At 36.0% G+C, this 16,518-nt stretch carries 18 protein-coding genes; 8 read left to right on the forward strand and 10 right to left on the reverse strand.

Annotated elements, in window-relative coordinates:
* Window positions 1-44: 44 nt before the first annotated feature.
* From sufD to PXG98_RS04090, 6 genes are all read left to right on the forward strand, one after another.
* Complete coding sequence (sufD, locus tag PXG98_RS04065; protein ID WP_276389131.1) at window positions 45-1,364, forward strand: Fe-S cluster assembly protein SufD; 1,320 nt, start codon at window positions 45-47, stop codon at window positions 1,362-1,364.
* Window positions 1,365-1,392: 28 nt separating this feature from the next.
* Window positions 1,393-2,619: an aminotransferase class V-fold PLP-dependent enzyme gene (locus tag PXG98_RS04070; RefSeq protein WP_276389132.1), complete on the forward strand. Its 1,227-nt coding sequence runs from the start codon at window positions 1,393-1,395 to the stop codon at window positions 2,617-2,619.
* 29 nt (window positions 2,620-2,648) lie between these two features.
* Complete coding sequence (locus PXG98_RS04075) at window positions 2,649-3,071, forward strand: SufE family protein (RefSeq protein WP_276389133.1); 423 nt, start codon at window positions 2,649-2,651, stop codon at window positions 3,069-3,071.
* Between the two features lie 17 nt (window positions 3,072-3,088).
* Complete coding sequence (locus PXG98_RS04080) at window positions 3,089-3,415, forward strand: DUF59 domain-containing protein (RefSeq protein ID WP_276389134.1); 327 nt, start codon at window positions 3,089-3,091, stop codon at window positions 3,413-3,415.
* 25 nt (window positions 3,416-3,440) lie between these two features.
* Window positions 3,441-3,950, forward strand: coding sequence for a DUF2480 family protein (locus PXG98_RS04085; protein ID WP_276389135.1), 510 nt, complete (start codon window positions 3,441-3,443; stop codon window positions 3,948-3,950).
* 61 nt (window positions 3,951-4,011) lie between these two features.
* The gene (locus tag PXG98_RS04090) at window positions 4,012-4,938 is read left to right on the forward strand and encodes a DUF3078 domain-containing protein (protein WP_276389136.1); all 927 of its coding nucleotides are present in this window, start codon (window positions 4,012-4,014) and stop codon (window positions 4,936-4,938) included.
* 84 nt (window positions 4,939-5,022) lie between these two features.
* On the opposite strand, the gene hflX is transcribed toward PXG98_RS04090, so the two are convergent.
* Window positions 5,023-6,237: a GTPase HflX gene (hflX, locus tag PXG98_RS04095; protein WP_276389137.1), complete on the reverse strand. Its 1,215-nt coding sequence runs from the start codon at window positions 6,235-6,237 to the stop codon at window positions 5,023-5,025.
* Window positions 6,238-6,308: 71 nt separating this feature from the next.
* On the opposite strand from hflX, the gene PXG98_RS04100 reads away from it, so the two are divergent.
* Entirely contained in the window at window positions 6,309-7,283 is a 975-nt protein-coding gene (locus PXG98_RS04100; protein ID WP_276389138.1) for an endonuclease/exonuclease/phosphatase family protein, read from the forward strand.
* Window positions 7,284-7,285: 2 nt separating this feature from the next.
* Here PXG98_RS04100 and PXG98_RS04105 read toward each other — a convergent pair whose 3' ends face one another.
* The gene (locus tag PXG98_RS04105; RefSeq protein WP_276389139.1) at window positions 7,286-8,008 is read right to left on the reverse strand and encodes a 3'-5' exonuclease family protein; all 723 of its coding nucleotides are present in this window, start codon (window positions 8,006-8,008) and stop codon (window positions 7,286-7,288) included.
* A 436-nt stretch (window positions 8,009-8,444) separates the two neighbouring features.
* Here PXG98_RS04105 and PXG98_RS04110 point away from each other — a divergent pair, with 436 nt between their 5' ends.
* The gene (locus PXG98_RS04110) at window positions 8,445-9,581 is read left to right on the forward strand and encodes a hypothetical protein (protein WP_276389140.1); all 1,137 of its coding nucleotides are present in this window, start codon (window positions 8,445-8,447) and stop codon (window positions 9,579-9,581) included.
* Between the two features lie 156 nt (window positions 9,582-9,737).
* On the opposite strand, the gene PXG98_RS04115 is transcribed toward PXG98_RS04110, so the two are convergent.
* The 8 genes from PXG98_RS04115 to PXG98_RS04150 all read right to left on the reverse strand — a co-directional run bounded on the left by PXG98_RS04115 (window position 9,738) and on the right by PXG98_RS04150 (window position 16,517).
* Entirely contained in the window at window positions 9,738-10,211 is a 474-nt protein-coding gene (locus PXG98_RS04115; protein ID WP_276389141.1) for a methylated-DNA--[protein]-cysteine S-methyltransferase, read from the reverse strand.
* Window positions 10,211-11,314: a CNNM domain-containing protein gene (locus tag PXG98_RS04120; RefSeq protein WP_276389142.1), complete on the reverse strand. Its 1,104-nt coding sequence runs from the start codon at window positions 11,312-11,314 to the stop codon at window positions 10,211-10,213. Before PXG98_RS04120 ends, PXG98_RS04115 begins: the two co-directional genes overlap by 1 nt.
* A 63-nt stretch (window positions 11,315-11,377) precedes the next feature.
* Window positions 11,378-12,727: a serine hydrolase domain-containing protein gene (locus PXG98_RS04125; RefSeq protein ID WP_276389143.1), complete on the reverse strand. Its 1,350-nt coding sequence runs from the start codon at window positions 12,725-12,727 to the stop codon at window positions 11,378-11,380.
* Window positions 12,728-12,748: 21 nt separating this feature from the next.
* Complete coding sequence (hemB, locus tag PXG98_RS04130; RefSeq protein WP_276389144.1) at window positions 12,749-13,738, reverse strand: porphobilinogen synthase; 990 nt, start codon at window positions 13,736-13,738, stop codon at window positions 12,749-12,751.
* A 40-nt stretch (window positions 13,739-13,778) separates the two neighbouring features.
* Window positions 13,779-14,567 carry a PhzF family phenazine biosynthesis protein gene (locus tag PXG98_RS04135; protein ID WP_276389145.1) on the reverse strand — a complete coding sequence of 263 codons (789 nt, stop codon included), beginning with the start codon at window positions 14,565-14,567 and terminating at the stop codon, window positions 13,779-13,781.
* 12 nt (window positions 14,568-14,579) lie between these two features.
* Entirely contained in the window at window positions 14,580-15,485 is a 906-nt protein-coding gene (gene hemF, locus PXG98_RS04140; protein ID WP_276389146.1) for an oxygen-dependent coproporphyrinogen oxidase, read from the reverse strand.
* On the reverse strand, window positions 15,457-16,023 hold the full coding sequence (locus PXG98_RS04145) for a GNAT family N-acetyltransferase (RefSeq protein WP_276389147.1): 567 nt from the start codon (window positions 16,021-16,023) through the stop codon (window positions 15,457-15,459). Before PXG98_RS04145 ends, hemF begins: the two co-directional genes overlap by 29 nt.
* A 2-nt stretch (window positions 16,024-16,025) precedes the next feature.
* Window positions 16,026-16,517: a DUF6973 domain-containing protein gene (locus tag PXG98_RS04150; RefSeq protein ID WP_420909541.1), complete on the reverse strand. Its 492-nt coding sequence runs from the start codon at window positions 16,515-16,517 to the stop codon at window positions 16,026-16,028.
* Window position 16,518 lies beyond the last annotated feature (1 nt).

Genomic DNA, 16,518 nt, shown 5'->3' on the forward strand with positions numbered 1-16,518 from the left:
TAACGAATTTTTCTGTTTTTAAAATAAGCATACAACACTATCAAATGGATTTAAAAGATAAATTAATTTCGTCTTTTCTCGCTTTCGAAAATAATGTGGATGTAGATCATCCTGTGCATGATATTAGGTCTGAAGCAATTAAGAATTTTGAAAGTAAAGGCTTTCCAAACAGAAAGCAAGAAGCATGGAAGTATACCTCCTTGAACAGTTTGCAAAAAACGAATTTCAGTATTTTCCCCAAAGAGGTTAATGCTCTTGAATACAAAGAGGTAAAAAAATATTTTTTGCATGAGGTTGATACCTTTAAGATTGTTTTTATCGATGGAGTTTACAGTTCCTTTTTATCGGAGACAACACATGATGGAGTAGATATTTGCCTTATGAGTGCTGCTTTATCCAAGCCAGTTTATAAAAAAGTTATAGACGAGTACTTTAATAAAATTGCCTCCAAAGAGGAGTCGTTAACAACTTTAAATACAGCCTTTAGTAAAGAGGGTGCCTTTATTTTTATACCAAAAGGGAAAATGCCTATAAAACCGGTTGAGATTTTACATTTTACAACTGGAACTACAGAGGCATCATTGTTGTTGCAACCCAGGAATTTAATTGTAGCTGAAGAAAAGGCAGAACTGCAAGTTATTGAGAGACACCAGAGTCTTACAAAAAATGAAGTTTTAACTAATTGTGTCACAGAGATTTTCGCTGCCAAGAATTCTATTGTTGATTATTACAAAGTACAAAACGACCTGGATAATGCATCTTTAATAGACAATACCTATATAGATCAGAAAGATAGTAGCGTAGTAAAAATTCACACTTTTTCTTTTGGAGGAAAGCTAACTAGAAATAACCTGAACTTTTATCAAAACGGGGAACGAATAGACTCTACAATGAAGGGAGTTACGATATTAGGAAAGAAACAGCATGTAGATCATCATACACTGGTACATCATAAGGAGCCTAATTGTGAAAGCCATCAAGATTATAAAGGTATTTATGGGGATAAATCTACAGGTGTTTTTAATGGGAAAATCATAGTGGATAAGGTAGCTCAAAAAACAAATGCGTTTCAACAAAATAATAACATACTCATAAGTGATAAAGCAACAATAAACACTAAGCCTCAGTTAGAAATATTTGCAGATGATGTTAAGTGTTCTCATGGTTGTACTATTGGGCAATTAGATGAGGAAGCTTTGTTTTATTTACAATCTAGAGGGATACCTAAAAAAGAGGCAGCCGCTTTACTTATGTATGCCTTTGCAAATAATGTTTTAGAGAGCGTAAGAATACCAGAGCTTAAAAGGAGAATCAATACTTTAATTGCCAAAAAGTTGGGTGTAGAATTAGGTTTTAATCTCTAATAAGCAATGGTTTAGTTGGTTGATAGAAATGATAGAGACAAAACTAAATATAGAGACTATTCGTAAAGACTTTCCTATACTAAGTAGGAAAGTTAACGGTTATCCACTGGTTTATTTGGATAATGCAGCGACCTCACAAACACCAAAGCAAGTAATTGACGTTATTGTTGATTATTATTCAAGGTATAACGCCAATATCCACAGAGGAATTCATAGCTTGTCTCAGGAAGCTACGGACGCTTTTGAAAATTCCAGAAGCACCATTCAAAAGCATTTAAATGCCAAATATCCTCACGAAGTTATTTTCACTTCAGGGACCACGCATAGTATCAATATAGTTGCGAATGGTTTTAGTTCTATCTTGAAAAAAGGGGATGAGATTCTAGTTTCAGCAATGGAGCACCATTCAAATATTGTTCCATGGCAGATGTTATGTGAAAGAACCGGGGCTATTCTAAAAGTAATTCCCATGAATCACCAGGGAGAATTGCTATTATCAAGTTTTGAAGTCCTGCTTTCCTCAAGGACAAAACTCGTAGTATGTAACCATGTTTCTAATGCTCTTGGGACAATTAACCCCATAAAACAGATAATTGATTTGAGCCATCAGTTTGGAGCTGCAATCTTAATTGATGGGGCACAGGCGGCTCCTCATTTGACTGTAGACATCCAAGAATTAGAGGCAGACTTTTATACTCTATCAGGTCATAAAATATGTGGGCCTACTGGTATAGGAGTTTTGTATGGAAAAGAAGCATGGCTAAATAAACTTCCCCCCTATCAAGGTGGTGGTGAGATGATATCTGAAGTCACTTTTGAAAAAACCACCTATGCAGACTTACCTCATAAATTTGAAGCTGGGACACCAAATATTGCAGGAGGTATAGCTTTAGGAGCAGCAATAGATTATATAAATGGTTTTGGGCTACATTATATAGCGGCTTATGAACATGAGTTATTGTCTTACGCAACTAAGAAATTAAGTGCAATAGAAGGTCTTGAAATTTACGGGCAAGCGTCTGAAAAGACTTCTGTTATTTCTTTTAATATCAAAGGGATTCACCCTTATGATATTGGTTCTATCCTCGACAAACTAGGAATTGCCGTAAGAACCGGTCATCATTGTGCCCAACCAATAATGGATTATTACAATATATCTGGAACAATTAGAGCGAGTTTTTGTTTTTACAATACTTTGGACGAAGTAGATCGACTAGTGGAAGGTGTTTTGAAGGCAAAATCTATGCTGTCTTAAAGGATAAAATTTTATAAGAAGGAAAGACTATGCAAATCAAAGATATTCAAGAAGAAATCATAGAGGAGTTTTCCATGTTTGAGGATTGGATGCAACGCTATGAATACATGATAGAGCTTGGAAAATCCTTACCCTTAATTGAAGAACAATACAAAACAGATGATAATATTATTAAAGGTTGTCAGAGTAAAGTATGGGTGCATGCCGAGTTAGAAGCTGATAAATTAGTATTCACGGCAGATAGCGATGCCATAATAACCAAAGGAATTATTGCCATTCTAATCCGAGTATTTAGTCATCAAAAACCTGCGGATATAATTAAGGCAGATACAAATTTTATTGATGAAATTGGCTTAAAAGAGCATTTGTCGCCAACAAGGGCAAACGGATTGGTAAGTATGATAAAACAATTGAAATTATATGCAATTGCTTATCAAACGCAATTAAACTAACACTTAAATATTGTACAATGGAGGATATTGTGAACAGTACACAGGAACTTGGGGAAAAAATTGTGGTGGTATTAAAGACTATCTATGACCCAGAAATCCCGGTGGACATTTATGAGCTGGGATTAATATATGATGTTTTCGTTAATGAATCTATGGATGTTAAGATACTTATGACGCTAACTTCTCCCAATTGTCCTGTGGCTGAGACTCTGCCAGTGGAAGTTGAAGAAAAGGTGAAATCTTTGGACTTGGTAAATGATGCGGAGGTTGAAATTACATTTGATCCGCCATGGACGCAGGACCTTATGAGTGAGGAAGCAAAATTGGAACTGGGATTGCTATAGTATTTATAAGACCAAAACTCTTTGTATGTCCGAAATTATTAATCGTGTAGCCAATAGTAGTTTAATTACTTTTGATTTAGAGGATTACTATCCAGAGGGTAAACGAGTAGAAATTGATATTAAAGATTGGTTGTTCAATGGCTTCATTCTTAAAGAGAAGGAGTTTAGAAACCATCTGGATAACCATTTATGGGATAGTTATAAAGACGCATATATTGCATTGAATTGCAGTACAGATGCCATAATTCCAGGTTGGGCGTACATGCTACTTGTTACGAAACTGGATCATATAGCTAAATTAGTGGTGATCGGAAATCTTGAATTGTTAGAGACTGTGATTTTTAAGTCGGTCCTTGACTCCCTGGATACATTGCCATTTAAAGACAAAGCGGTCATCGTTAAAGGCTGCACGAACAAGCCCATTCCCCCGAATGCTTATTTGTGGATTACACAAAAATTACAAGGGGTAACTAAAAGTTTAATGTACGGGGAAGCCTGTTCATCCGTACCATTAATTAAAAGGAAAAAAGGCTGAAAATAAATTCGTAATACGCAACATTTTATACATTTACACTTCTAAAGAAACACTAAACACTATGAAAAAAATTGCTTTATTAACTGGGTTACTGCTCATGGCTATAACCTTGCACGCTCAAACAGAAGAAGATTTGAAGGCGGCGCAATCTATAAAACAGGATTCTATAAATGACATACAAAGTCGAATTGATGCTCTTCAGGCAGAGATTGATGCCTTACCTGGCTGGAAGATAGGTGCTTTTGGTACTATTGGAGGAAGTTTCTCTGGTTTTAGCAATTGGTATGCGCAAGAAACACCTAATAATGACGCTGGCACCATAGGTTTTACTGTAAATGGATTTGCTCATAAGAACGAGCCTAAATATTTTTGGAGAACAGATCTTACTTTGAATTTGAACTGGGTAAAATTTGATGATAAAGACGACCCAGACGATCAAAATGGTTTTAGACAAGCTACAGATGTCTTTAATATCTCTTCATTATACGGATGGAAATTAAGTGAAAAATTTGCCCTTTCTGCTCTAGGGGAGTATAGAACAACGATTTTGAGCAACTTCAATGATCCTGGATATTTAGATCTAGGTGTGGGTGGTACCTGGACTCCCTTTACAGATTTCTTAGTAGTTATTCATCCTTTAAACTACAATTTTGTTTTTAGTAGTGATGACACAATTTTTGAGTCTTCATTTGGGGCAAAGATTGTTGTTGACTATAGTAAAGAGATTGGAAAGTTTAAACTTAAATCTAACCTATCTTCTTTTTTTAGTTATAAATCCTCCAATTTATCAAACTGGACTTGGACAAACTCCTTCAGTTATACTATTTGGAAAGGGATTGGTTTAGGATTTGATTTTGGTCTAAGAGATAACAAGCAGGAGGCCTTAAATTACGCGATAAATACATTGGGAGATGCAAATGCAACGTTTGATAGTATTGATAACGACCTACAGACATATTACACCTTAGGAATTAGTTATAAGTTCTAAATATAAAAGCAAGTATTAAAAAACCCGGTTAGAATTACCGGGTTTTTTAATATCCATAAATTTTAAAAAGGGGCGGGATAAAACCTAATACTCATCTAAATTCTCCGGATATAAAAAATTATTGTAGGGAAATCTGGAGATGTGAATATCTCTAACTGCATGATATACTGAGCGTCTGAACTCGTCTAAATTATCTTTGTTAAGAGCAGAAATAAAGATAGCATTTTCACCAACTTTTTGCATCCAAGTATGTTTCCAGTCGGCAATAGAATAATGCCTTGTGGTACGTTCTGTAACCAAATCATCCTCATCGATGGTTTCAACTTTGAACTGATCAATCTTATTAAATATCATCAGGGTGGTTTTATCAGCTACGCCGATATCACTTAAAATTTGATTGACTGAACTGATATGATCTTCAAAGTTGGAATGTGATATATCTACAACATGTAGCAATAAATCTGCCTCCCTTACTTCGTCTAATGTACTTTTAAAACTTTCTACTAGCTGTGTTGGAAGTTTTCTTATGAATCCAACCGTATCGCTAAGTAAAAAGGGCAAATTACCAAGAACAACCTTTCTAACCGTTGTATCTAGGGTAGCAAATAATTTGTTCTCTGCAAAAACATCACTTTTACTTATAACGTTCATTAGAGTAGATTTACCAACATTGGTGTATCCTACAAGGGCTACACGAACCAGAGAACCCCTATTCCCACGTTGGGTACCCATTTGTTTGTCAATCTTAGCTAGTTTCTTTTTTAGAAGAGAAATACGATCTCTTACAATTCTTCGGTCTGTTTCTATTTCTGTCTCCCCAGGACCTCTCATTCCAATCCCACCTCTTTGCCGTTCTAAATGCGTCCAAAGCCCTGTTAATCGCGGAAGTAAATATTCGTATTGAGCAAGTTCAACCTGCGTTCGAGCATAACTCGTTTGTGCTCTTTGTGCAAAAATATCAAGGATTAATCCCGTTCTGTCTAGTATTTTACAGCGAAGAATTTTTTCAATGTTTCTTTGTTGTACAGCCGAAAGTTCATCGTCAAAAATAACAGAGCCAATTTTATTTTCGCTAACAAAAGCTTCCACCTCTTTTATTTTTCCACTACCGATATATGTTTTTGGGTTAGGCACTTCTACCCTCTGAACAAACCTTTTCTCTACTTGGCCACCAGCAGTATAAGTCAAAAACTCTAGCTCATCCAAGTATTCTTTCACCTTGTCTTCACTCTGCTTTTGATTGATAACACCAATCAACACCGTTTTTTCATGTTCAATGCTCTGGGTCTTTTCTATCATGCTTTTTAATATTAAACAAATCTGGTTAATCCCAGTAAGTTCATTTTTGTACTTTTAAACAAATATCTTTTATGGGTTTTCCTTTTTCAGATAGCAAAGATGACAATTATTTACATACAATTGCATTTTACAATTTGGAGAATTTGTTTAATACTAAAGATGATAAACATACTCTTGATAGAGACTTCACTCCAAATGGACGCAAAAAATGGACGGACGCAAGATATAGGAAGAAGTTAAGAAAACTTTCTACTACAATTTCTAAAATTGGTAAAGAAACGGCATATAAACCTCCGACACTTGTTGGTATTGTCGAGGTGGAAAACAGTGAAGTTATCAAGGATTTACTCTCCACTAAAGGCTTAAAGGATTATGATTACGACTTTGTACATTTTGAATCTCCTGACGAGAGAGGAATAGATACAGCTCTTTTATATTTAAAGTCTTATTTTAAAGTAATTGAATCGAGACCCATTCCCTTGCTTATTTTTAATGATAATGGGGTTAGAGATACAACAAGGGATATTCTATATATACGTGGAGAACTTAACGGAGAAGAAATACATGTTTTTGTAAATCATTGGCCTTCCAGGAGAACGGGTGCCTCAGAAACTTTAGAGAAGAGAATGTTAGCCGCGGAAAAAGTCTTAATGGAAATGACGGAAATAGAGAAGAATCATTCAAATCCTAAGTATATAATAATGGGAGATTTTAATGACAACCCAAATGCCCAGAGTATTCGGCATATGATTAGTTCCAAGCCTTTATATAATCCTATGGAGACCTTGTTAAGCGAAGAAAGAGGGAGTGCCAATTATAAAAGGCAGTGGTCTCTTTTTGACCAGATTATTATCTCTGAACGCTTTTTTAATTATGCTACAAAACAACATAGTTTTACTGAGGCCGATATTTTTGATAGCTATAACCTTAGAGAGTGGTCTGGACGGTATACTGGAAATCCGTTTAGAACGTATGTGGGAACCAAGTATCTAGGTGGGTCTAGTGATCATTTTCCGGTTTATATCCAGCTAGAATACAATCCATAATTTTAATCTATAGGTTTTAGTTGCTCCTTGCACAGGATTCTCTCATTTTTAAATCGTAAAAAAACATTAACCAAGTTTAGTATGTCTTTTTCGGCAGAACTCCATTTTCTAGATTGACTGGTATAATCAGACGCCGGATCACCTACAAGATGGGTGCCTTCTTTCTTTTTACTTGTTTTAATGGCGGAAAGGATATTTGTTAAAAGGGCTAAAGAAATATTGTGTTTATAGGCACCAAACTTCCATAATTCAAGAGTATCTAAATAAGGAGTTTCCCAAGGTTTTTTATCATAGGCAGCCAGTTTTTCTGGCAGTTTAATTTGATTTATAAGATACCTTCTTCCAAGAAAAGGGAAAGTAAATTCTTTCCCGTTATGGGCACAAAAAAGGTGTCTTGATTTATTAAAAAATTTCAGAATATAAGCCTTAAAATTTAAAAGTATATCTGGTTCTTTTCCTTTAAAAGTTTTTATGTTTAGGAGTTTTCCAATTGCATTGGTTTCAAGAGATCCAGTGGTTATTGAAGAAATTTTACCAAATTCTGCCCACAGAGCGGCCTCTCTTTTATAAGATATAGACGGATGCTCCCTAGCCCAATTGTATTTAGATTTACTACCCCAAAAGAGTTTTTGATTGTCATCTAGTAATTCGAATTTCAATTTTTGACGAACAGTTTCGAGTTTAATAAAAAGAACGTCTTCAGAGTTTATATTTTTGAATTTCATTTTCATTGGATGCTAAAGTCCGCAAGAATTCAAAACTAGAGGTCTTTGTTGAAAAGACCTTGCGGTTCATCGAAATACTTCTTAGAGCATCAATATATTTTTAGTAAATGCGTTACTATTTATAAAAATTAAAGGGATATGTTTTCTAAACGGAATTTTTTTACAAGGATAGTTTGTTTGCTACCATTTGTTGTTAGTTTTGTGCTTTTGATATCTTGTACTAATGATAATTCTGACAGTGAAGGAGAACTAGAGTATATTTTACCAGACGAGGAGACGGGGAAAGACTTAAGTTCTAATAAAGCGACAAAAGTGAAGGGGCAGGGCTAGAATAAGGAAATAAAGCAGCCATGGCTTTACGCCCAAATCAAGAATACTTTAGTAGGGTTTTAAGATAAATTCTTGGATTTAATCCTTAACTTTCCCAAAAAACTGCATGAAATCTTACAAAGGATTACTCATCCCATTTTGGTTTGGGGTGTTTACTCTGTTACTATCCTGTTCGAATGATGATGAAGGAATAGAAGATACTTCAGTTTCTAACTTTCCCAGCTACTCCGTTATTGGAGAAAATTTTCAAGGAGTTTTTCAATTTAATTACGATGGTTTAGATGAATCTGGCCAACTAATTAATTTAACGGAAGAGAACAATGTCTTAAGAGAATACCTTACCCTTAGACAAGTATCTGAAACGCTAACATTTTTCATTTTTTCTGCTGGAAAATTTTCGGCAGTTCAAAGGAACTACATAACGGGTGAAACAAATTTTGTAAATGAGTTTTATACCGATTCTAACGAAAGATCGGTCATTTGGGGAGCAACTTCTGAAAGTCAGATTTTTATGGCCAATTATAGTCCCAGAGGGTCTACAAATTTTGGAGTAAGAATAATTGATCTAGTTACTCAGGAAGAAGAAGATTTAATAGTGGATTTTGATGTAAATAATGTTTACCAACCTCTTTATCTCAATGGCAGGTTGTTTTTAGGCTATATGGACTCAAATTCGAACCATAAACTTGCCGTAGTAGATACTAATTTAAATACTTTGATTAGGACCTTTGATTTTGGACAATTTGCCCCTAGTATCTTTATTGCAAAGGATAAGAACATTGGGATTATCAGTGGGAATAATAGTTCCGACTATAGTTTTACACTTTATGATATTTCCTCTCTAGAGCCAATACAAGAGGAATCATTAATAATTAACAGATTTTTTAGCCCTGGCGCTATACAAACACAGGCAGAATTTGCTAACAATGGCTTGTATTATCTGAATTTCTATTTCCAGCCCTCTCCTATTAGCTTTGGACCGGCATACTACGATTTCGTTCAAAAAGAAAATACAATCATCGATATGGTCTCTATAGCGCAAGAAGTTCAAGATGAAATAGGGATTCCATTAGAAATTAGTGCATTTGACTATGAGGAGGAATCAGACACATTTCTAGTGGGTTATACCACTTTTGAAAGCCCTGATCTATTAAAAGGAGGGATTCTAATTATCTCAAGAGAAGGGGAATTATTGCTACGTGAGGCCTTAGATTTTGCACCAGACTATTTTATAAGGCAATAATAGCGTTCTAGACTAGTCAGTCTTTTTTTACTAGAGTATGGATGTAAGGCTTTAAGTCAAAAAAGGGACAAAAGAATCACAGTTTCGTCGAAATACTAAAATCTAGTTCTTTATAGTATAATTATTCAGCTTTTACAAACCATATAGTCTGTATGCTTAAAAGAGAGATTGCTGTTTCACAGGATTTTCATGGTCTAAAAGCCATTTTTTTCGATGTACCCCTCCTGCATAACCTGTTAAAGAGCCATCTGAACCTATAATTCTGTGGCAAGGTATTACAATCCATAAGGGGTTTTTCCCGTTTGCTGCGGCTACGGCTCGAATAGCCTTTACGTCTCCCAGAATATTAGAAAGATCCCAATAAGATAAGGTCTTTCCATAGGGCACGTCTAATAATGCCTTCCATACCCTTTTTTGAAACTCGGTTCCCTCAGGATTTAAACGTAGATCAAATTTCTGCCGGCTTCCTTCAAAATATTCTCGCAATTGATAGACAGCATCTTCCAAAAACTGGGGGATTACAAGACTCTCTTTTTCCTGCGATTCTAAAACGCTAATTGAAGAGAGACCTTCATGATTGCCTTCTATTTTGGTATAACCAAGAGGGGTTTTAATAAATACTGTTTCCATTACTCAATAATTCCGGTTCTTTTCGCTCGATCCTCCCATTTTTTACGTGCCAAAAGTTGTAAATCTTCAACATTATCACTTTCATCCATTATTTCAAGGCCTAATAGTGTTTCAATAACATCTTCCATGGTCACTAGACCGCTTACCGAACCATACTCATCAACCACCAGGGCAATATGTTCTCTTTTAGCTATTAAAGTTTCAAACAGCTGAGGAATTGGAGTATCGCGCTTGGTTATTAAGATCTCTCTTTTAATATCGGCTAGAACAGCATCTCCATTTTCTTCGATAATCTCTTCAAGAACACGATCTTTAAGTACATAACCAGTTATTTGATCAGGACTATCCATATATACGGGTATCCTCGAAAATCGTAATTTTCGATTTTCCATAAAGAAGGCTTTTATGGTGGTTAATTGATCGGCTATCTTAATAACCGCCCTAGGAGTCATAATATCCTTGGCATATATTTCGTCAAATTTTAATAGATTTTTAATGATTTTAGACTCCGATTCCTGAAAAACGCCTTCTTCGCTAGCTATATCGGCCATTGTAGTAAAATCCTCCCTGCTTAGAACACTTCCGTGTAGTTCTTTTTTACCTATTAGCTTGGTAAATAATTGTAAGACCCATAAAACTCCGGTCCATTTTAGGACTAGGACCAGTATATCTAGGGCCCTAGTGGAAAAGTTAGCCAATTTTTTCCAGTAGGTTGCCCCAATGGTCTTTGGAATGATTTCTGAGACAACTAAGATGAGAACCGTCATTAAAGCAGAAACTATTCCTACCATAACATCCTCCGTTATCCTAATGCCAAAAACGGTTTGCGTTTTTGCACCATAAATTTCTTGGTAAGCTACTTTTGCCTGCACGCCTACTAAAATTGCCCCAACGGTATGCGCAATGGTGTTTAAGGTTAGGATGGCAATTAATGGCTTGTCTACATCCTTTTTGAGATTTTCGAGCTTGAAGGCGTATTCTTTACCTTCTTTTTTCTTTAGGTTAATAAAAGTTGGCGTTACGCTAAGTAGTACGGCCTCTAAGATCGAACATAAGAAAGAAAAAAATATCGATATGAGAGCGTAAAAAACAAGGAGTTCCATGAAGGTCTAACTTAAGCTACTAAAATACTAATAAACTCTTTAAGATGCTTCAAAGCCTTATTATTAATAGCCCAATATTTCATTGTAAAAGAGCTGATGTATGGAGGTTCTTATATTCAGACTGTATAGATTCCTATGACTTCTAGTAGGATAGACTCTATTGGATAGGAATATATATACCAATTGGTTTTTTGGATCTGCCCACACAAAAGTACCTGTAAAACCGCTATGTCCGAAACTTTCCTTACTTGCACTAGGTGCAGGATAGGCCTCTGTTATTGGCAATGAATTGTTGTTGAGATAGGGTTTATCAAATCCCAAACCGCGTCGATTATCATTAAGTGGATATTGTGTTTTAGTAAACTCCTTTAAGGTTAATTCCGAAATATATTTTCGATAGTTATAGACCCCATAGTTTTGGTACATCTGCATTATTTTAAACAAGTCCATAGCAGTGCCAAAAAGACCAGCATTTCCCGATACTCCTCCAAAAAGAGCAGCATTTTCATCATGCACCCAAGACTTTACAAGAGTTTTTCTAAAGATTGAATCATATTCCGTTGGAATAGTTTCGTTTAGAAGTTTACGCTCTTTTGGTTTATATCCTAATGTTATTGAACCTAGGGGTTGATAGAAATTCTTGTATAAATAGTATTCATAAGAACTACCACTTAGATTTTCTATTACTTTGGGAAAGATTAGAAAGGCAAGACCAGAATATTTGTACTTTTTCTCTTCTCCAATAGAACTTTGGGCTATTTCTCGATAGATTTTCTTTTTAAAACTACTTCTTATGTAAAGGGAATCATTTATGGGATTGTTAAATCTATAAGATGCTGTGTTGTGAATGATGTTGCTCTTAATTTTATTTTTTTTCAACACCTCGTTCATGAAGACAATATAAGGCTCCAAACCGGCCTGATGGGACAGAATTTCTCTTAAAGTGAGATCGCGTTTATCTTTTCTTTTTTTCCATCCTGGCCAATAGTTACTAAACGGAACGTCCAATTCTATCTTGCCCTCGTCATATAGTTTCATAAGGGCTGGAAGCGGGCCAAGAATTTTGGTAACGGAAGCCAGATCATATAATGCATTCAATGGAATTTTCTGAATACTGTCGTAGGTTGCATAGCCAAAGGCTTTGTGGTAGATGATTTTCCCCTTATGCGCAGTGAGAACTTGGGCTCCTGGGAAGGCCTTCCTTAAAATACCGTCTGTTATAATTGAATCAATTCTTAGACTGATTGTTTTGCTTATTAAATCAATAGGCAAAGGATCTTCATAAGTATTTTTGCCAACATAAGCTTCAGAAAAGTCTTGTCCAACTAATGGAAAGCTAGCTAGGGAAATCATTAAAATACTAATTAGTATTTTAAAATTGCAAAAGTGCTTGGAGGGTATATGGGTTGCCATGATAGAACGTTTTAAATGAATCTATCCAAGAAGTTTAACCACTTCCTTGGCAAAATAAGAAGCGATAATATCCGCACCTGCTCTTTTCATCGAAATCAATTGTTCCATCATAATAGTATCATGGTCTATCCATCCTTTTTCTGCAGCCGCCTTAATCATCGCATATTCTCCGGATACCTGATAAACGGCAACTGGTACGTCTACCTCATCTTTTAATTCTCTTACAATATCCAAATAGGATAGGCCGGGTTTAACCATAATTATATCCGCCCCTTCGTCAACATCCATATGTGCTTCTCTGATGGCCTCCAATCGATTGGCAGGATCCATTTGGTACGATTCCTTGTCCTTAGGAATATTTTCCTTATCAATTGGTGCAGATTCCAGAGCATCTCTAAATGGGCCATATAAACCACTTGCATATTTAGCACAATAGCTTAATATTCCTGTATCAATCAATTCTTCATCCTCTAAAGCTTCCCGAATTATTTGAATTCGCCCATCCATCATATCGCTGGGTGCCACAAAATCCGCTCCGGCTGAAGCATGGGAAATACTCATTTGGGCTAGTATTTCACTTGTTTCATCGTTTAGTATCACTCCATCGGCCACTATGCCGTCATGCCCATAAATAGAATATGGGTCTAGTGCTACATCAGTCATAACGAGCATTTCAGGACATACGTCTTTAATCGATTTAATAGCTCTTTGCATTAATCCATATTCATTCAAAGCCTCCGTTCCTTTATTATCTTTTAGGTTTTCAGGGACTTTAACAAATAATAGTACGGACCGCAGACCTAGACTCCACAATTCTTTTACCTCTTTCGCAAGGATATCTAAACTCAGGCGATAATAATTTGGCATAGAAACAATTTCCTCTTTAACGCCCTTACCTTCAACAACAAAAAGAGGGACTAAAAAATCGTCCGGAGTAAGAATAGTCTCACGGACCAGACTTCTAATCACCTTATTGTTTCTTAATCTTCTATTACGTCTTAATGGATACATAGTAATTATTATAATTTAAAGGTAAGTGTTTTGTGGTTATTTAAATAGCAATATATCCTTCCAAATAAGGCACGGCAAAACCAGTTAGTATTACACGATCTCCTTTTATCTGACATTCTATTGCCCCACCTCTTCTAGACAGTTGTCTTGCACTCAAATTATTTTTACCAAGCTTCTCTGACCAGAAAGGGACAAGGCTAGTATGAGCTGAGCCGGTTACCGGATCCTCATTTATACCACAATTGGGGGCGAAAAATCTCGAAACAAAATCTACATTATCGCCTGCGGCGGATATGATTATTCCCCTCACGGCTAACTGCCCTAACAAGTGGAAATTGGGATTTATATCCCTTATTTGCTTTTCGCTTTTAAAAATGAGCATAATATCTGTTTTGCCTTTAAAGGCAGCAACAGGTTTTTGGCCAATCGCCTGGATCAGATCTTCAGAAGCTTGTATGGGATTTAAGGTGTCTTCTGGAAAATCTAGAGAGATGGATCCATCCTTTTGCAAACTTACATGCAATAGTCCCCTATTTAGAGATGCAAATACTATTTCTTTTTTTTCTTTTTCGTAATAATTAAAAATAACATAGGCCGAGGCAAGAGTTGCATGACCACACAAATCCACTTCTGTTTCGGGAGTAAACCAACGAATGTCATAGCCTATTTCATTTTTTACTACGAAGGCTGTTTCCGCCAGATTATTTTCCATGGCGATATTTTGCATTACCCTCTCTGGTAACCATGTATGTAATACACACACCGCAGCAGGGTTGCCGCCGTATAAGTTGGCGGTAAACGCATCTATTTGGTAAATTTTCTGTTTCATACTATTCATCGTTTACTGAGCTAGCCAATCTTTAGGTTGTTTTAATACATTTTCCAGCTTTGCTTCTTCACTTCCCACACTTGGTTGGTAATCATATTTCCATTGCACTACAGGAGGTAGGCTCATAAGAATACTTTCTATTCTTCCATTCGTTTTTAAGCCAAAAAGAGTACCCTTGTCGTGTACTAAATTAAATTCAACATACCGTCCTCTTCTTATTTCCTGCCAGGTTCTGTTTTCCGGAGAATACTCGCGTTTGTACCTTTTCTCTACAATCGGAAGGTAGGCTGTCAGAAAGCTATCTCCAATTTCTCTTACAAACTCAAACCAATCATCTATAGACATTTCCTTGTTAGATTTACAGTAGTCGAAGAAAAGACCACCAACCCCTCTAGCCTCATTCCTATGGGTATTCCAAAAATAACTGTCGCATTTTTCTTTATATTTTTTATAAAACCCTTGGTTAAACTTATCACACCCGGCTTTGCAGATTTTATGAAAATGGATAACATCTTCTTCAAATAGATAATAGGGTGTCAAATCCAAGCCACCCCCAAACCACTGATCAATCATCGTTTTGTCTTTATCATACATTTCAAAATAGCGCCAATTGGCGTGCACTGTAGGCACCATTGGATTTCTAGGATGAATTACTAGACTAAGACCACAAGCAAAAAAATCAGCCTCCTTTACGCCAAAATACGCTTGTAAACTCTCGGGGAGTTCTCCGTGAACAGCAGAAATATTAACTCCGGCCTTTTCAAAGATACTCCCCCCTTCCAATACGCGGGTTCTGCCACCACCACCTTCTAGGCGCTCCCAAAGATCTTCTTGAAAATCAAGCTTGTCTAGGGCCCCTAGCGTCTCAGTGATACTATCTTGTAGCTGTTCAATGTAGTGGTAAAACTTCTCTTTCATTTTTTGCTTCATATAGTTCCATATCTAAACAAATTCCCGCTGAGGTACTATGGGATTTGCTTAATGTTTTTGTCCATTCAAAGCCGCATTTTTCAGCAACGCGAATACTTGCCAGATTAGATTTGTGTATATGCGATTCTAGGATTAATAGTTGAAGGGAATCAAAGGCATATTTAACAATCTGATTTACTGCCAATGTGGCCCACCCTAAATTACGGATATTTTGTTGTACACAATAGGCCACCTCTGCTCTGCCTTTTATCCAGTTTAGTTCTTTAAGAATTACAAGCCCCAAAATAGTACTTTCCTTCTGCGTCTTGATGGTAAAAATATACTCTTTTTTTTCGATTTTCAGGAGTGCTTTCTGCTTAATATAGGCAAGAGAATCTTCTTCATTTTTATTCTCATTTAGGGTAATTGGAAAGAATTTTTGAAGCCACTTCCTATTTGAATTAATAAAAAGGAACAAATGTTTTGCATCTTTCCGCTCCAGGTGTTCTAACCTAAGAGAATCTTCTCCTAATGGTAGTAATGCCATAATTATTCATTTAAGTGTACTAATTGTTCCTGCGATTGGGCTTTGATTTCTGAGATGTTTTGAATAGCCAAGGAAGCATCTGCCAAGTGTTTTAAACTTTTCATGTTTTCAGTTCTTGAACAACTTTTATTAGCGAGATAAAAGACTCTGCCAGCTTCATTATTGTGATCGTCCATGGCCTTTTCCAGAGGACTATTCTTAAACAACTCTTCATGTAAATCGGTTATTTTTTTAGCCCAATGCAAGGATTTTTTTTCTGAATTAAGATATTGTATAGAGTAATCAAGGATGAGATAATTCCAGAGAGCATGCCTGAAGGCATTGGAGTTGTTGTTGGTATGGTGTTGGTCACCAAATTCTTGTTCTGTATAGCGAATACATTTTTTTGTAGCCAAAAAGGTAGGATAAATGAAAGACATGTTGGAAAAACAAATTCCCAGTAATTTCCATAGCGCCTTAGTATCTAAATTTCTTAAAAGCTGCCCAACCAACATA

Source organism: Eudoraea chungangensis, assembly GCF_029360665.1.
Taxonomy (GTDB): Bacteria; Bacteroidota; Bacteroidia; order Flavobacteriales; family Flavobacteriaceae; genus Eudoraea; species Eudoraea chungangensis.

Excerpts from the sequence above, each read along its gene's own strand:
- hemF (WP_276389146.1), bottom strand. The coding sequence starts at position 15,485 with ATGAAAGAGAAGTTTTACCACTACATTGAACAGCTACAAGATAGTATC.
- PXG98_RS04070 (WP_276389132.1), top strand. The coding sequence starts at position 1,393 with ATGATAGAGACAAAACTAAATATAGAGACTATTCGTAAAGACTTTCCT.
- PXG98_RS04085 (WP_276389135.1), top strand. The coding sequence starts at position 3,441 with ATGTCCGAAATTATTAATCGTGTAGCCAATAGTAGTTTAATTACTTTT.
- PXG98_RS04125 (WP_276389143.1), bottom strand. The coding sequence starts at position 12,727 with ATGGCAACCCATATACCCTCCAAGCACTTTTGCAATTTTAAAATACTA.
- sufD (WP_276389131.1), top strand. The coding sequence starts at position 45 with ATGGATTTAAAAGATAAATTAATTTCGTCTTTTCTCGCTTTCGAAAAT.
- PXG98_RS04110 (WP_276389140.1), top strand. The coding sequence starts at position 8,445 with ATGAAATCTTACAAAGGATTACTCATCCCATTTTGGTTTGGGGTGTTT.
- PXG98_RS04080 (WP_276389134.1), top strand. The coding sequence starts at position 3,089 with ATGGAGGATATTGTGAACAGTACACAGGAACTTGGGGAAAAAATTGTG.
- PXG98_RS04145 (WP_276389147.1), bottom strand. The coding sequence starts at position 16,023 with ATGGCATTACTACCATTAGGAGAAGATTCTCTTAGGTTAGAACACCTG.
- PXG98_RS04100 (WP_276389138.1), top strand. The coding sequence starts at position 6,309 with ATGGGTTTTCCTTTTTCAGATAGCAAAGATGACAATTATTTACATACA.
- PXG98_RS04075 (WP_276389133.1), top strand. The coding sequence starts at position 2,649 with ATGCAAATCAAAGATATTCAAGAAGAAATCATAGAGGAGTTTTCCATG.
- hflX (WP_276389137.1), bottom strand. The coding sequence starts at position 6,237 with ATGATAGAAAAGACCCAGAGCATTGAACATGAAAAAACGGTGTTGATT.
- PXG98_RS04105 (WP_276389139.1), bottom strand. The coding sequence starts at position 8,008 with ATGAAATTCAAAAATATAAACTCTGAAGACGTTCTTTTTATTAAACTC.
- PXG98_RS04115 (WP_276389141.1), bottom strand. The coding sequence starts at position 10,211 with ATGGAAACAGTATTTATTAAAACCCCTCTTGGTTATACCAAAATAGAA.
- hemB (WP_276389144.1), bottom strand. The coding sequence starts at position 13,738 with ATGTATCCATTAAGACGTAATAGAAGATTAAGAAACAATAAGGTGATT.
- PXG98_RS04150 (WP_420909541.1), bottom strand. The coding sequence starts at position 16,517 with ATGTTGGTTGGGCAGCTTTTAAGAAATTTAGATACTAAGGCGCTATGG.
- PXG98_RS04090 (WP_276389136.1), top strand. The coding sequence starts at position 4,012 with ATGAAAAAAATTGCTTTATTAACTGGGTTACTGCTCATGGCTATAACC.
- PXG98_RS04135 (WP_276389145.1), bottom strand. The coding sequence starts at position 14,567 with ATGAAACAGAAAATTTACCAAATAGATGCGTTTACCGCCAACTTATAC.
- PXG98_RS04120 (WP_276389142.1), bottom strand. The coding sequence starts at position 11,314 with ATGGAACTCCTTGTTTTTTACGCTCTCATATCGATATTTTTTTCTTTC.